Origin of the sequence: Sphingopyxis jiangsuensis (genome assembly GCF_016734905.1) — a bacterium.
Classification (GTDB): Bacteria; Pseudomonadota; Alphaproteobacteria; order Sphingomonadales; family Sphingomonadaceae; genus Sphingopyxis; species Sphingopyxis jiangsuensis.
Window position 1 is genome coordinate 377889 of the sequence record NZ_JAERPO010000001.1, and the last position, 14987, is coordinate 392875.

15 protein-coding genes are annotated in these 14987 nt (G+C 65.1%); 9 read left to right on the plus strand and 6 right to left on the minus strand.

The genetic code is table 11. From position 1 onward, the window contains the following. Positions 1-72 precede the first annotated feature (72 nt). Genes JI743_RS01880 through JI743_RS01890 form a run of 3 tightly spaced genes read right to left on the minus strand, consistent with a single transcriptional unit; the run spans position 73 to position 3850 of the window. Entirely contained in the window at positions 73-477 is a 405-nt protein-coding gene (locus JI743_RS01880) for a YdbL family probable chaperone protein (protein ID WP_201925373.1), read from the minus strand. Between the two features lie 14 nt (positions 478-491). Next, positions 492-707, minus strand: coding sequence for a YnbE family lipoprotein (locus JI743_RS01885; RefSeq protein WP_201925375.1), 216 nt, complete (start codon positions 705-707; stop codon positions 492-494). After that, on the minus strand, positions 704-3850 hold the full coding sequence (locus JI743_RS01890; RefSeq protein ID WP_330901886.1) for an intermembrane phospholipid transport YdbH family protein: 3147 nt from the start codon (positions 3848-3850) through the stop codon (positions 704-706). The genes JI743_RS01885 and JI743_RS01890 overlap by 4 nt, the downstream gene beginning before the upstream one ends. Before the next feature lie 152 nt (positions 3851-4002). On the opposite strand from JI743_RS01890, the gene radC reads away from it, so the two are divergent. Then, complete coding sequence (gene radC / locus JI743_RS01895; protein ID WP_201925377.1) at positions 4003-4692, plus strand: RadC family protein; 690 nt, start codon at positions 4003-4005, stop codon at positions 4690-4692. 58 nt (positions 4693-4750) lie between these two features. On the opposite strand, the gene JI743_RS01900 is transcribed toward radC, so the two are convergent. Further along, complete coding sequence (locus JI743_RS01900; protein WP_201925379.1) at positions 4751-5206, minus strand: EF-hand domain-containing protein; 456 nt, start codon at positions 5204-5206, stop codon at positions 4751-4753. 197 nt (positions 5207-5403) lie between these two features. Here JI743_RS01900 and purB point away from each other — a divergent pair, with 197 nt between their 5' ends. The 3 genes from purB (at position 5404) to pyrF (ending at position 7779) form a co-directional block, all read left to right on the plus strand. Further along, entirely contained in the window at positions 5404-6714 is a 1311-nt protein-coding gene (purB, locus tag JI743_RS01905; RefSeq protein ID WP_201925381.1) for an adenylosuccinate lyase, read from the plus strand. Between the two features lie 67 nt (positions 6715-6781). After that, on the plus strand, positions 6782-7108 hold the full coding sequence (locus tag JI743_RS01910; protein ID WP_330901887.1) for a lipopolysaccharide assembly protein LapA domain-containing protein: 327 nt from the start codon (positions 6782-6784) through the stop codon (positions 7106-7108). Next, positions 7105-7779 (plus strand): orotidine-5'-phosphate decarboxylase, encoded by a 675-nt coding sequence (pyrF, locus tag JI743_RS01915; RefSeq protein WP_201925382.1) that lies wholly within the window; start codon positions 7105-7107, stop codon positions 7777-7779. Before JI743_RS01910 ends, pyrF begins: the two co-directional genes overlap by 4 nt. 6 nt (positions 7780-7785) lie before the next feature. Here pyrF and JI743_RS01920 read toward each other — a convergent pair whose 3' ends face one another. After that, on the minus strand, positions 7786-8202 hold the full coding sequence (locus JI743_RS01920) for a hypothetical protein (protein WP_201925384.1): 417 nt from the start codon (positions 8200-8202) through the stop codon (positions 7786-7788). Positions 8203-8301: 99 nt separating this feature from the next. Here JI743_RS01920 and JI743_RS01925 point away from each other — a divergent pair, with 99 nt between their 5' ends. The 5 genes from JI743_RS01925 (at position 8302) to JI743_RS01945 (ending at position 13483) form a co-directional block, all read left to right on the plus strand. Continuing rightward, a complete protein-coding gene (locus JI743_RS01925) occupies positions 8302-8934 on the plus strand; it encodes a phosphoribosylanthranilate isomerase (protein ID WP_201925386.1) in 633 nt (210 codons plus the stop codon). A 99-nt stretch (positions 8935-9033) separates the two neighbouring features. Beyond that, positions 9034-10254: a tryptophan synthase subunit beta gene (gene trpB, locus JI743_RS01930; protein ID WP_201925388.1), complete on the plus strand. Its 1221-nt coding sequence runs from the start codon at positions 9034-9036 to the stop codon at positions 10252-10254. A gap of 145 nt (positions 10255-10399) precedes the next feature. Continuing rightward, on the plus strand, positions 10400-11191 hold the full coding sequence (gene trpA / locus JI743_RS01935) for a tryptophan synthase subunit alpha (RefSeq protein ID WP_201925390.1): 792 nt from the start codon (positions 10400-10402) through the stop codon (positions 11189-11191). Continuing rightward, positions 11188-12039 (plus strand): acetyl-CoA carboxylase, carboxyltransferase subunit beta, encoded by an 852-nt coding sequence (accD, locus tag JI743_RS01940; RefSeq protein ID WP_201925392.1) that lies wholly within the window; start codon positions 11188-11190, stop codon positions 12037-12039. The genes trpA and accD overlap by 4 nt, the downstream gene beginning before the upstream one ends. 130 nt (positions 12040-12169) lie before the next feature. Further along, a complete protein-coding gene (locus JI743_RS01945) occupies positions 12170-13483 on the plus strand; it encodes a bifunctional folylpolyglutamate synthase/dihydrofolate synthase (protein ID WP_201925395.1) in 1314 nt (437 codons plus the stop codon). Positions 13484-13493: 10 nt separating this feature from the next. Here JI743_RS01945 and JI743_RS01950 read toward each other — a convergent pair whose 3' ends face one another. Next, positions 13494-14915, minus strand: a complete 1422-nt coding sequence (locus JI743_RS01950) for an AmpG family muropeptide MFS transporter (RefSeq protein ID WP_201925397.1) — start codon at positions 14913-14915, stop codon at positions 13494-13496. Positions 14916-14987: the final 72 nt, after the last annotated feature.

Here is a 14987-nt window from a genome sequence, read left to right on the forward strand (position 1 = left end):
GCACAAAAATGCCGCCGCGTTTAGGGGCGCGGCGGCATGGAGCGGCCCGCGGGCCGCCTTGGAAACCGAATTTTACAGGCAGCGCGAATCGCGCACCGGCGGGCTGGCGTCGCGCGTCAGCCAGCGGCCGTCGGGCGCCTTATATTTCTCGCCCGGCTTGGTATTCGCGATCAGGTTGCAGCCGCTGGTGAACGCGAACTGCTCCACCGTGCTCCCGGTCGCCGACGCGCGCTCGGTATAGGCGGCCTTGCGCTTGATGTTGAGATCCTGCACCAGCGCGCGGATCTCGGGCGTCGGCGAAGTCGCAAAGCCCAGATAGCCGTCGGGTTGCTCGCCGATCTGCCCCGCAGCGCGCGCCGCGGCATAGGCCGGATCACGCTGCGCCATCGCCGACGGGACCGCAAGCGACACCGCCGCAATCGCCGCGCATGCGCCAATCGCCAGTCCGGTTGCTTTTCCTATCTTCAGTCGCATCATGTTCGATCCTCGAATTAGAATATTTCGCTATTCTGCTCGATGAGCTTCTTGGCGTCGCCGTCCAGCCTGTACACAATTTCCTGCCGGATGTTGATGTTCAGGTTGATTTCGATCGGCTTGTCCGGCGTTTCGATCTGCACGCAGCCGCCAAAAAGCGCCGCGACCGTCACTAACGTCAGAGTGCGACCGGTCAGGTTCCGCCTCCTTGCTCCACTGTTGCGCTGATTCATGGCATGGGCTCGCTTTCTGTGGGCTGAACGGGGCTGTCGGCTGCGTTTTCGGCTTCTTCCTGGGCGCGCAGCAAAGTCGGCAGATTCTGTTCGATGAGCAAGGACGGGTCGTAAAACCCTTTGGCAGAGGTCAATAGCTGGCGGAAGGGCGCGGTGATCTTGACGTTGAAGACCAGCGGTATCTTCGCGACCTGTTCGGTCAGGAAATTGCGCGTCGCCCCTGCGCCCTGCCCCACGCCGCCGAAACGAATGTCGGTGACCATCTCGCCGTCGAGGTCGCCGTTGAGGATGATCGTCAGGTCGTCATATTTCAGCGAACGCAGCGCGCCGAAGGCGAAGTTGGCGATCGCGCCCAGGTTGCGGTTCGACAATTCGCCGACATAGGCGAGCGTCCCGCCACCGGCGCGCGAATCGATGCGGCCACCGACGATCCGCCCGCCCAGCCCGTCGAATTCGACCGGAAGCGTGCCGTCGAAGGTGCCGGTGGCGTTGATATTCTCGAACCCGAATTGCTGGAGGAAAACCGCCGCGTCGACGCCCACGATGTCGAAGGAGAGGCGGCGCGGCTGGTCGGCGCTGAAATCGAGCGTTGCGGGGTGCAGCACCAGCTGGCCGCCACCGAAGGGCCAGCTCCCGCCCTCGATCCGCACGCGGTTGCCGCCGAGCAGCCGATATTCGACCCGCCCGTCGCGCACCGGGATGCCCGGGTTGATTTCGACGATTTCGGCAATCTGGCCGGGCGCGGAGCGGATACCGAGCAGATCCTCGAACGTCAGCGTCGTCGTCAGCCCTTTGACGGGACCAAAGGCGGCGGCAAGATCGGCGTTCGCGGTCGCAAAGGTCCCGCGGCTCGTCACCCCGTCCGGCGTCCATTCGATCCGCCCGTCGCCAACGACGGACCCGCGGACGTTGGCGATGACGCCAAGCGCGAGGTTGGTGAGTTGGTCGGGCTGGAACCCTTCGTCGAAGCGCAATTCGTCGATCTTCAGATCGGCGGCCCCCGTTCCACTTTCGAGCCGGTGGGTGATGATCGTGTCGAGGATCTTGCGCCCCGTCGCGCGCTCGTTGAACGCGGCATTCGCGTCGACGACCCCGTCGGCAAAGCGCAAATGGGCATCCGAGCTGACGAGCGGCGAAAAGCGCGCGTCGGTTTCCGCATCGGTCAGAAGCAATTCGCCGTCGAGGTCGAACGCCCCCTCCGCCCAGCGCCAGTCGCCCGCGATCTCGCTCATCAAGAGCGGAACCGCACCGATTTCGGCGCGCGCACCGCTCAGGCGTCCGGTCATGCCGCCCCGCGCCGCGGCCCCGGCGACCTGCTCGGCCGCGAACAGCGTCGCACCGTCGCCCTCGCCCAGCCGCAGGTCGGCGTCGGCAAGCGTCCAGCGCATCGACGCCAGATCGATCGCCGCGCGCCCGCCGTCGAAGGCAAAGGGGGACGCGCCGCTCGTTCCGCGCAGGGCGAGGGCGGGGATGTTGACTTGTCCCCGGACGCCGCCCGGTCCGGCGCTCAGCAACGGCGCCCCGCGCCGGCTACACAGGTCGATTGCGGTGGGCGCGAGACGGAAGCCCGCGACATCGACGCGCTGGACGCTCGCGCGGCTGCACCCGCCGTCGAGCGCAACCGAACCGTCGGGCGCGAGGACACCCGCCAGCCGGAGCCGCAGCCGCTCGGCGCGACCGTCGCCCAGCGGGCCCGTCAATTCCGCCGTCGTGGCGAAATGCAAGAGCGCGTCGCGGCCGCCCGAGAAGCTTATCGGAGACAGCGCAAGGCGCGCATTGTCGCTGACATAGGGTGCGATCGTCGCGGTGCCGCGCATCGTCCCGTTGGCGCGGCGGTCGAGGTCGATATTGCCATCGGGAAGGCCGCCGCCGCCGAAGGTCCAGCGACCGTTGACCAGAAAGGCGGGCCGGTCGGCCGCGAGCAAATATCCGACGCGGCTTTCGGTGCCGCCGGTAACGCGCGCGCCGCCTGGCGACGACAATTTGGGAGCAATCAGCTCGATTCGCGCCGACTTGCCCTCGCCCGCCAACGCAAAGCCGGCTTCGCCAGCGGTGCCGGCAAGCATCCGCGAAACCGCAGCCACCGCTTTTTCCGCAACGGGGCCGATCGGTGTTCCGGCAAGCCCGCGACCGCTTTCGGCGATCGAGCGGCGCAGCGCCGGGCTCGCGGCGGCATCGGCGAACGTCAAGCGTCCGCTCGCAACGGGAGGCGCGCGGCCGACAAAAATCTCGGCCGTCATTTCGGCGGTACGCACGGTAAAATCGGCTCCCGCCAACCGCTCGATGTCGGCCTCGGCGTCGATCCGCGTGCGGGCGGCATCGCCTTCGAAGCTGGCAAGGACGCCGAGCCGTGACGCGGTAACACCCGCCCCCACCAGCCTTGCAATGCTCGCGTCGGCGCGTCCCTTCCAGCTCGTGAGCTGTTCAGAGAGCGACACGTCGAGCGCGATCTGGGGCCGCTCTGCGCGCAGGCCGCTGTCCGCGCAGCGCAGCGTCGACCCGCGTAGCGGCCCCTGCAGCGTGGGGCGGACGTCGCGAACGAGCAGCGCGCCGTAAAAGGTCACCTCACGCGCGGCGCAGTCCCCGACCGACAGGTTCGGCGCGACAAGCGCGAGCCGTCCCATGAAATCGTTGCGCAGATTCCCGCTTCCGTTGAGCTGCGCGCCGACATTCCCCCACGGCGTTTCGATGCGCGCCCGCGCATCGGTCAGTGCCACCGCGATGTCGGGCAATGCGAAGGGCGTCGTGTCGTCGGGATCGCGGAAACGGTCGAGCGTGCCGAACGACAATTGCCCGTCGACGAAGCGCCCGTACAGTCGCACGCCGGTAGCTCGAATGCCCGATACATATGGCCCCGACCAGCCGTACCCCAGACTGACCTCAACCTGGTCGGCGGTCAGGTCGGGTCGGGCGGGGTTGCCGATAACGACGTCGGAGATTCGCTCCGACTGAAACCCGATCGAATCGATCCGATAGCGCGCGGGAACGTCGAGATTGTCGAGGCGATCGCGAATAACCTCGTCGGCGATCGGTTCGCGCGCCAGCCACGCAGCGCCCGCCAGAACGGCGACCGCGGCTCCGGTCAGCCAGCGTTTTTTGAACAGCCGCTTGCGGGGCGGCGTTGGTTGTTCTTCGTCATTCACAACCGCACCGAACCACAATCGTCCCCCAAAGGCACTAATCGACGCCGAACCAACGCGGGAATTCTCGTTTCGCTGCAGGAAATTGGCGCACAATCCACTTTCGGTTTCTATGACCGTTGAGTGAGCCCCACAAGGCGGTTATTGCCCGAGCCATGGCCGATGCGCCCGATCCTGTTCCGGACCACGCCGGCCATCGCGCGCGGCTCCGCGCGCGCCTGCTCGACGATCCCGGCGGGCTCGCCGACTATGAACTCGTCGAATATCTGCTCGCGCTTGCGATTCCGCGCCGCGATACCAAGCCGCTTGCCAAATCATTGCTTCGCGAATTCGGTTCCTTTGCCCAGTTGATAAGCGCCGATCCGGAGGCGTTGCGCCGTGTCGACGGGATGGGCGACGGCGCCGTCGCCGCGCTCAAGATCGTCCAGGCATCGAGCCTGCACCTGCTGAAGGGCGAGTTTCGCGACAAGCCGCTTCTCTCCAGTTGGGATGCGCTTCTCGACTGGCTCCGCGCCGACATGGGGCCGATCGACATCGAGCGCGTGCGCATACTGTATCTCAACGCGCGCAATATGCTGATCCGCGATGAAATCGCCAGCGAAGGGTCGATCGACCAATCGGCCATCTATGTTCGCGAGGTTATCCGCCGCGCGCTCGAGCTTGGCGCAGCGGCGATCATCCTTGTCCACAATCACCCGAGCGGCAGTCCCGAACCGAGCCGTCAGGACATTGCCATCACGCGTGACATCGCCGAGGCGGCGTCGAGGCTCGGCATCACCCTCCACGACCATATCATCATCGGCGGCACCGAGTATCGCAGCTTTCGCGCGATGGGGCTTTTGTAAGCATAATGCAGCCGCCGGACGTATCCGACGGCTGCACCACCCCGTCCAGGAGCGGGAGTCAGGCGCCGCGCGCCAGAAAGCCGGTCAACTCGGTCTTGTTGACCCCGGTCGACTTGTCGGCATCGGCGGCCGCAAAGGCCTGCCCGATCCATGACTTTACGGCTTCGGATTCCGGATCGACGCCCGGCTCCGTCGCGACGCGAAGCTTTTTCATCCATGCGGCGAACTCGGTCTCGCTGAGTTCGCCATTCGCATCGGAATCATAGGTCGGGAATTCCTGATCGACGATCTGCGCGATCTGCGCCGGCGTCGCCGCGGTGCCTTCGTTCGGCGGAGTCGAAGGCTGAGGCGCTGGCGTCGCCACGGGCGCCGACTGCGGGACCGGTTCGGTCATCGGGTCGGTAATCGGGTCGGTCTGCGTCGGCGGATCGGTCGGTTCGGGCACCGGTTGCTCTTGGGCCAGCGCCGGAAAACTCACCGCCGCCGCGCCGACGAAAAGCAATTGTTTCAGCATGTATTTTCTCCTGAGTTGGCGGCGGCATGAAAGGGGGAAATGCCGCCGCCGGGGGATAGACATTCGCGAAACTGGCGGATGAAGGGCATGGTTGCGCGGTGTCGCCGATTGGCGAAACGCATCGCCCCTGCTAGGGCGCGCCCTGTCGCGATTCCGCGCTGCAATTGCGACGAACCGCCGAAAAGGAAGGGAAATCAATGGTTCCGCGTTACGCTCGCCCCGAAATGACCGCGATCTGGTCGGCCGAGAATCGCTACCGGATCTGGTTCGAGATCGAGGCGCATGCGACCGACGCACTCGCCGAGCTTGGGACCGTGCCCAAATCGGCGGCCAAGGCGCTGTGGGACTGGTGGGCGACCGCGCCGAAGATCGACGTCGACGCCATCGACGCGATCGAGGCCGTGACCAAGCATGACGTCATCGCCTTCCTCACCTGGGTCGCCGAAAATGTCGGCGAAGAGGCGCGCTTCATGCACCAGGGGATGACGAGTTCGGACGTACTCGACACCTGTCTTGCGGTTCAACTGGCGCAGGCGGCGGATATCTTGCTCACGGACATCGACGCGCTGCTCGCAGCGATCAAGCGCCGCGCGTACGAACATAAGCTCACCCCCACGATCGGCCGCAGCCACGGCATCCACGCGGAACCGGTCACCTTCGGACTCAAGATGGCCGAGGCCTATGCCGAATTCGCGCGCTGCAGGGCGCGACTTGTCGCCGCGCGCGCCGAAATCGCGACCTGCGCCGTCTCGGGCGCGGTCGGAACCTTCGCCAACATCGACCCGCGCGTCGAGGCGCATGTCGCCGAAAAGCTGGGGCTGACCGTCGAGCCGGTGTCGACGCAGGTCATCCCGCGCGACCGTCACGCAATGTTCTTTGCCACCCTCGGCGTCATCGCCTCGTCGATCGAGCGGCTCGCGGTCGAGGTTCGCCACCTTCAGCGCACCGAAGTTCTCGAGGCCGAGGAATATTTCTCGCCCGGCCAAAAGGGCTCGTCGGCGATGCCGCACAAGCGCAACCCGGTGCTCACCGAAAATCTCACCGGCCTTGCGCGCATGGTCCGCAGCGCCACAATCCCGGCGATGGAAAATGTCGCGCTGTGGCACGAGCGCGACATCAGCCACTCGTCGGTCGAACGCTTTATCGGCCCGGATGCGACGATCACGCTCGATTTCGCGCTCGCGCGGCTGACCGGCGTGGTCGACAAGCTGCTCGTCTATCCCGAGCGGATGCAGAAGAATCTCGACCGCATGGGCGGCCTCGTCCACTCGCAGCGTGTCCTGCTGGCGCTCACCCAGGCTGGTGCGAGCCGCGAGGACAGCTATGCGATGGTCCAGCGCAACGCGATGAAGGTCTGGGAAAGCGATGGAATGCTGTCGCTGCTCGAACTGCTCAAGGCCGATGACGACGTCACCGCGCGCCTGTCTCCCGAACGGCTGACGGAACTATTCGATCTCGAATTCCACATGAAACATGTCGACACGATATTTGCGCGCGTCTTCGAATAGCCCCGGACTGGAAACGCGCACAAAACTCGCTTAGAACGACGACAGGGATCAGCGGAGGAGCAATTAAGTGGGCATCGTGCGGACGATCATCTGGGTGCTTTTGACCGCCATCCTCGTCATCTTTGCGATGGCGAACTGGAAAGTGGTGACGGTCACGGTCTGGCCCGGATGGGAAGCCGAAACAAAGCTCCCCGTCATCATCCTCGTGACCTTTCTGATCGGTAGCATTCCGATGTGGATCGCGCTGCGCACGCAGCGCTGGTCGATGCGGCGGCGCATCGAGGCGAGCGAGCGCCAGCTCGTCGACCTGCGCGCGATGGCGAACCGACCCGCAGAGCCAGCGCCCGCGCCGCCCGTCAACGACATCCCGCCATCTCCCTTGGAAACCCAATGACCTCGCCGCTCTATCTCGCCATCGACACGCCGCATCTCGATGCCGCGCTGACGCTCGCCCAAAAGGTGCGCTATCATGTCGGCGGGCTCAAACTCGGGCTCGAATTTTTCTGCGCCAATGGCCATCATGGCGTCCACGAAATGGCGAAAATCGGCCTGCCGATCTTTCTCGACCTCAAGCTGCACGACATTCCCAACACCGTCGCCAAGGCGATCCAGGCGCTCCGCCCGCTCGAACCTGCAATCCTCACCGTTCACGCCGCCGGCGGGCGCGCGATGCTCGAAGAAGCAAAGGCGGCGGCAGGGCTCCATACAAAGGTGGTCGGCGTCACCGTGCTCACCAGCCTCGACGCTCCCGACCTCGACGACATCGGCGTCGGGGGTACGACCCACGATCAGGTCGTGCGCCTCGCGGCGCTCGCGCGCACGTCGGGTCTCGACGGCATCGTCTGCTCGGGTCAGGAGGTAAAGTCGGCGCGCAAGGCGTGGCCCGGCGGCTTCTTCGTCGTGCCGGGCGTGCGCCCCGTCAACGGCAAGGCCGGTGACCAGAAGCGCATCGTTACGCCGGCGCAGGCCATGTCCGACGGCGCGTCGATCCTCGTCGTCGGCCGCCCGATTACCCAATCGCAAGACCCCGACCTCGCCGCGCGCGAAATCGAGGCGACGCTTTAGTCCCGATCAGTTCACGATCAACGCACGCGACTGTATATTATAGCCGGCCAGCTTCATGCTATCTTTCGCCTTTACATAGACGAATGTTTCTGTGGCTTTGTCCTTATCATATGTCGTCTGCATCGTCAGTGTGACGATCGTGGTGCCGTTTGCAAAATTGACATGCCAGCTCTGCTGCTCAGATTTGCCTGCTTTGCCGAGCTTTTTCTGAACCGCGCCGAGCAATTCTTCAAACCCTACAATATCAACACTGTCCTGCATCTCGTCGGCAGAACCATAGTAAATATCGTCAAAATTTCCAGCGTTTAACTCTCCGTGAAAGGTCTTGATCGCCTGTTGCGATTGCTCCACGCTTTTCCCGGCTTCGGCGGGCGAACAGCCCGCAACCGCAAAAGCTAAGAGAAACGCCAACATAATTCGCATATCGATCCCCTTCTTTTACCCCGATAAAAAGTCCGATGCCGCCACGCCTCGTTTGACGAGACGATTGCATGAATTGGCAGACTAAAGCAAAGGCGTTCCATGCCCCCTCTCGTCAAAATCTGCGGCCTCTCCACCCCCGAAACCGTCGATGCCGCCATCCGGCACGGCGCGACGCATATCGGCCTCGTCCATTACGAGCCGAGTCCGCGCCACATCGACCTGGCGACCGCTGCGGCGCTCAGGAAGCGCGCCGAGGGGAAGGTCAAGGTCGCGCTGCTTCTCGTCAATGCGTCGCAGCAACTCACCGGACAGGCGCTCGCCACGGTGCGGCCCGACATCATCCAGTTTCACGGCAGCGAGACCCCCGAATGGCTCGCGCGCGTCAGGCAACTCGTCCCTGCCGAGGTGTGGAAGGCCGTCGGGCTCAAGGATGCGGGCACGCTCGACCGCGTCGCCAAATATCAGGGCGCGGCCGATCGCATCCTGTTCGACGCGCCCGCGCAGGCCTTGCCGGGCGGGACGGGCACACGCTTCGACTGGTCGCTGCTCCGCGGCCATCGCCACGCGATCGACTGGGGAATCGCGGGGGGGCTGACACCCGACAACATCGGGCAGGCAATCGCAGAGACGGGCGCCCCGCTCGTCGACGTGTCGTCGGGCGTCGAGAGCGCACCGGGCATCAAGGATATGGACAAGATGGCGGCATTCCTTAAAGCGGTCGCATCATGCTGACGCACCCGCCCTTCGTCGTGCGCATCGGGAGCCGATGGCGCTAATCGCACGAGACACCCTCGCCTGCGATCCAGCCAATTTGCCCGACGGAAAAATATGATGACCGATACCAGCACGCTTCCCAACTCGCTCCGCACGCAACCCGATGCGCGCGGCCATTTCGGCGATTTCGGCGGCCGCTATGTCGCCGAAACGCTGATGCCGCTGATCCTCGACCTCGAGCGCGAATATCGCGCCGCGCAAAAGGACAATGAGTTTCGCGCCGAATTCGACCGGCTGCTCAAACATTATGTCGGGCGCCCCAGCCCGCTCTGGCTCGCCGAGCGGCTGACCGAAGAGCTGGGCGGCGCGAAAATCTATCTGAAGCGCGAGGATCTGAACCACACGGGCGCGCACAAGATCAACAATTGCATCGGCCAGATCCTGCTCGCGCGGCGCATGGGCAAGACCAGGATCATCGCCGAGACCGGCGCCGGCCAGCACGGCGTCGCGACAGCGACCGTCGCGGCGTTGTTCGGCCTGCCCTGCACCATCTTCATGGGCGCGGTCGACGTCGCGCGGCAACAGCCCAATGTGTTTCGCATGAAGCTGCTCGGCGCCGAAGTCGTCGCGGTCGAAAGCGGCGCCAAGACGCTGAAGGACGCGATGAACGAGGCGCTGCGCCACTGGGTCGCGAACGTCCACGACACCTTTTACATCATCGGCACCGTCGCCGGCCCGCACCCCTACCCCGAGCTCGTCCGCGATTTCCAGTCGGTGATCGGCACCGAAGCGCGCGCACAAATACTCGAAGCCGAAGGCCGGCTTCCCGACATGCTGATCGCCCCCGTCGGCGGCGGATCGAATGCCATCGGCCTGTTCCACCCCTTCCTCGACGATGCGGAGGTCGAGATCGTCGGCGTCGAAGCGGCGGGCGAAGGGCTGGACGGCAAGCACGCCGCAAGCCTCGCGGGCGGCAAGCCCGGCATCCTCCACGGCAACAAGACCTATCTCTTGCAGGACGAGGACGGCCAGATCACCGAGGCGCACAGCATCTCGGCAGGGCTCGACTATCCGGGCATCGGCCCCGAACATAGCTGGCTCCACGACATCGGCCGCGTCCGCTACGAACCCGTCACCGACGCCGAGGCGCTGGCGAGCTTCCAGAAGCTGACGAAGCTCGAAGGCATCATCCCCGCGCTCGAAAGCGCGCACGCCATCGCCGCCGCCGAACGCATCGCGCCGACGCTGGGCCGGGACAAGATCATCATCGTCAATTGCTCGGGCCGCGGCGACAAGGATATCGCAACGGTGGCGGATGCGCTGGGGGTGAAGCTGTGATGAAATCTCGGCACACCTTAGCAGCCATCGTCATCCCGGACTTGATCCGGGATCCATTTTTTCGGCGTTGCGTGAATGTATCCCGGATCAAGTCCGGGACGACGAAGCGGGAAAGCATGGCCGAAAATGCATCCGAGGGGGCTATATGACCCGCTTCGCCGCCACCTTCGCCAAGCCGCGCCCCGCACTCGTCGCCTTCATCACCGGCGGCGACGGTGATACCGCCGCGAACCTCGACGCGCTCGTCGCGGGGGGCGCCGATGTGATCGAGCTTGGCATGCCCTTCACCGATCCGATGGCCGACGGCCCCGCGATCCAGCAGGCGAACCTGCGCAGCCTCGCCAAGGGCACGACCACCGCCGACATCTTCGGACAGGCCGCCGCCTTCCGCCAGCGCCACCCCGACACCCCGCTCGTCCTGATGGGCTATGCCAACCCGATGACGATCCGCGGCGGCGACTGGTTCGCCGCCGAATGCGCGCGTGCCGGCGTCGACGGCGTCATCTGCGTCGACGTTCCTGCCGAGGAAGACCCCGAACTCGGCCCCGCGCTTCGCGCTGCGGGCATCGACCTGATCCGCCTCGCCACCCCGACGACCGACACCGTGCGCCTGCCCGCCGTGCTCGATGGCGCCGGCGGTTTCCTCTATTATGTCTCGGTCGCGGGGATCACCGGCCAGCAACAGGCCGCGCAGGCCAGCATCGACGAAGCCGTTGCGCGCCTCAAGGCCGCGACCGACCTGCCCGTCGCGGTCGGCTTCGGCGTGCGCACCCCCGATCAAGCCGCGCAGATTGCGCGCGTTGCCGACGGCGTAGTCGTCGGATCGGCCTTTATCGACATCATTGCCGAGCATGGCGACGCCGCGGCGCCGCATGTCGAGGCCTTCACCCGCACCCTCGCCGATGCTATCCATAGCGCCAAGGAGATCGCCGCATGAGCTGGCTCGACCGCGTTCGCAACGCCCTGCCCTTTGGCGCCAAGCGCGACAGCGCCGACAACCTCTGGCACAAATGCCGCCAGTGCCAGCAGATGGTGTTCGTCAAGGAATGGGAAGATAATCTCAACGTCTGCCCGCGCTGCGAGCATCATGATCGCATCGGCGCGAAGGAGCGTTTCGCGCAGCTGTTCGACGGCGGTATCCACGAACTATTGCCCGCGCCCGCGGCGCCCGAAGACCCGCTGAAGTTCCGCGATACCAAGAAATATGTCGACCGTATCAAGGCGGCGCGCGCGCAGACCGGCGACCGCGACGCCTATCAGAACGCCTTCGGGCGCATCGACGGCAAACCCGCGGTGATCGGCGTGCAGGATTTCGCCTTCATGGGGGGGTCGATGGGCGTTGCCGTCGGCGAAGCCTTTGTCGCGGGGGTCGAACAGGCGATCAAGCGCGGCTGCCCCTATATCGCCATCACGGCCGCGGGTGGTGCGCGGATGCAGGAAGGCACGCTGTCGCTGATGCAGATGCCGCGCGCGACCGTCGCGCTCCAGCGCCTGCGCCGCGCGGGCCTGCCCTATATCGTGCTGCTCACCGATCCCACGACCGGCGGCGTGACGGCAAGCTATGCGATGCTGGGCGACATTCAGATCAGCGAACCCAAGGCGCTGATCGGCTTCGCCGGCCAGCGTGTGATCGAGAATACGATCCGCGAAAAGCTGCCCGAAGGCTTCCAGCGCGCCGAATATCTGCTCGAGCACGGGATGATCGACATGGTCGTCGCGCGCAAGGACCTGCCAGCGACGCTCGGCCGCCTGATCGGTTATCTGGCGCCCGAAAAGGCGGCCTGACTTTCCCGTATCGTCATTGCGAGGAGCGAAGCGACGCGGCAATCCCCCGTTTTCGTCATCGAGACGCCGAAAGCTGGAGATTGCTTCGCTCCGCTCGCAATGACGAGCCGATTGTAAGGCGCCACCCGCAATGCCCGACCACGCGCACAGCTCCGACCCTGCCGTCCAGGCCCAACTCGACCGCCTCGCCGCGCTGTCGCCGGGGCGCGACATATTGGGGCTCGAACGCATCGCCGCACTGTGCCGCCGCCTCGGCAACCCGCAGGACAAGCTCCCGCGTACCTTCCATGTTGCGGGGACGAACGGCAAGGGCTCGACCTGCGCCTATCTCCGCGCAATCCTCGAAGCCGACGGGCGCCGCGTCCATTGCTATACCAGCCCGCACCTCGTGCGCTTCAACGAGCGCATCCGCCTCGCCGGCGCGCTCATCGACGATGCGCATCTGGCGGCGTTGCTCGCAGAGGTGCTCGACGTGTCAGACGATCTCGGCGCCAGCTTTTTCGAGGTAACGACGGCCGCGGCCTTCCTGGCGTTCTCACGCGTCCCGGCGGATGATTGCGTGATCGAAGTCGGGTTGGGCGGCCGCCTCGACGCGACAAACATCATTCCAGCGCCTGCCGTCTGCGGCATCGCGTCGCTTGGCATCGACCACGAAGCCTTTTTGCTCGCTCCCGAGGCCGGGACGCCGGCGGACGCGGCCGAGCGCATCGCATGGGAAAAGGCGGGGATCGTCAAGCCTGGTTCGAAGCTCGCGTCGCTCGGCTATTCGCCCGCGGTCATGGACGTCGTGGCGGGTCGCGCCGCCGCGGCGGGCGCCGGGCATTTTGCGGAGGGTCGCGACTGGTCGGTCGAATGCGCGGAGGCAGGATTCCATTGGCGATCGGCGCGCGGCGACGTCGAACCTTTGCTGACATCGCGCATGGCGGGCGAGCATCAGATGCGCAACGCGGGCCTTGCCATTGCGATGCTCCACCTCGCCGATCCGCGCCCGTCTTCCGACGCCATCGTGCAAGGGATCGCTGTCGCCCATTGGCCTGCACGTTTACAACTGCTCAACTCGGGACCGCTGAGCGAGCTTGCCCCCGTTGGCACCGAAATCTGGCTCGACGGCGCACATAACGCCGACGCAGGCATACAGATTGCCGCGCATCTCCGAAACGACCCGCGCCGCATCCATTTGATTGCGGGCATGCTGGCGAACAAACATCCCGAAGCCATTATGGCGCCGCTCGCCGACCGCCTCGCGTCGATCAATATCGTCCCCGTACACGGTCACGAACATCACGACGCCAGCGCGTTTGGCCCCGCCGCACGGCAGGCCGCAAGCGTCGAAGAAGCGCTCGCCGGCCTCGCGGTCGATCCCGCGCGCGAAATCGTGCTGATCGCGGGCTCGCTCTATCTGGCGGGCATCGTCCTTGCCGCGAACGGCGAGTTGCCAGCCTAGGGGCGTGACCTCAGGTCTTGACCGGCTTTGGTCGACCTTCCTCGGGATGCACAAGTTCGTGGCCGTCATCTTCGGTGCTCGGCTGGCGAACGGATTCGACGACGAACCCCTTGCGCCACAGGATCCAGAGAAGGAGCATGCCCGGGATCGCGATTGCCACCGTGACGATCCAGAAACCGATCCAGCCGAGCCCTTCGGCGAGGAAGCCTCCGGGGGTTGCCAGCCACGTCCGCCCAACGGCTGCGAACGACGACAGGAGCGCGAATTGCGTGGCCGTGTAAGCAAGGCTCGACAGGCCGGAGAGATAGGTGACAAAGACGGTCAGCCCGATCCCGCTCGTGAAATTCTCGGTCCCCACCGCAATCGCGAGCATCAGCGGCGAATGGCCGACCGCAGCGAGGACCGCGAACAGCAGATTGCTGAACATCATCAGCAGGCCCGAAACGAGCAAGGCGCGGCCCATTCCCAGCCATGCGATGAAGGGCGCGCCGCACGCCGATCCGACAATCAGCGCGACAAAGCCGACTCCCTTGTTGATCGCGACAAATTCGGTGTCGCTGAAACCGAGTTCGACGATCATCGGGTTCAGCATGCCCTGCCCCATCGCATCGCCGACCTTGTAAACAAGCACAAAGAGCAGGATCAGCACCGCCCCGTTGCGCCCGAGAAATTCGCGGAAGGGATTGACGACCGTGTCCTGTAGCCATGCCCCGAAGCCGCTCGCGAGCGCCTTGGCCCGCGTCGGGTCGAAACGCCCCGTTCCGGCATAAAGCGCGCCGAACAGCGCGGGCAGAACGGCCAGCGCGGTAAAGCCATAGGCGGCCGCCCAGCCGAGATTGAACCCCTCTGGCGACGCGAGGGCGATCGTCCCGACCCCGGCGATCAGATTGCCGGTTCGATAGCCGAACTGGTTCATGGCAGTACCGTGCGGCAATTCCGCATCGGAGAGGATTTCGATGCGATAGGCGTCGATCACAATATCCTGCGTCGCCGACAGGAAAGCGACGGCAATCGCCCAGAAGGCAAAGGGAGCAAGATTGTCGTTCGTCGGATCGCTCGTTCCGAGTTGCCAGATCGCAACGACGAGAAGCGCCTGGATGAAGAACAACCAACCCCGCCTCTGCCCGAAAATCCGCGTCAGGAACGGCAAAGGCAAGCGGTCGACGAGCGGCGCCCACAGGAATTTGAGCGTGTAAGGCGTGGTGAGACCGATCGCGAACCCGATGGTCGACTTTTCGATTCCGACCTTCGACAGCCAAAAGGTCATCGTTCCGAGCAGCAGGGTCAGCGGGAAGCCGCTCGAAATGCCGAGCAGGAAGGCCACGATCGGCATGGGTTTGCGATAGGGTGCAAAACTCGGGATCACGAAAGCGAGGCCGATGACCAACAGGATAACGGCCACCAGCACCGCCGTGTCGAGCCCAAGCTGCATAAGGTTCCTCCCCTGCCCGCACATCGCGGCATCCAGGGATATTGGCCTAATGCTTCGTCGATAAATTGGAAG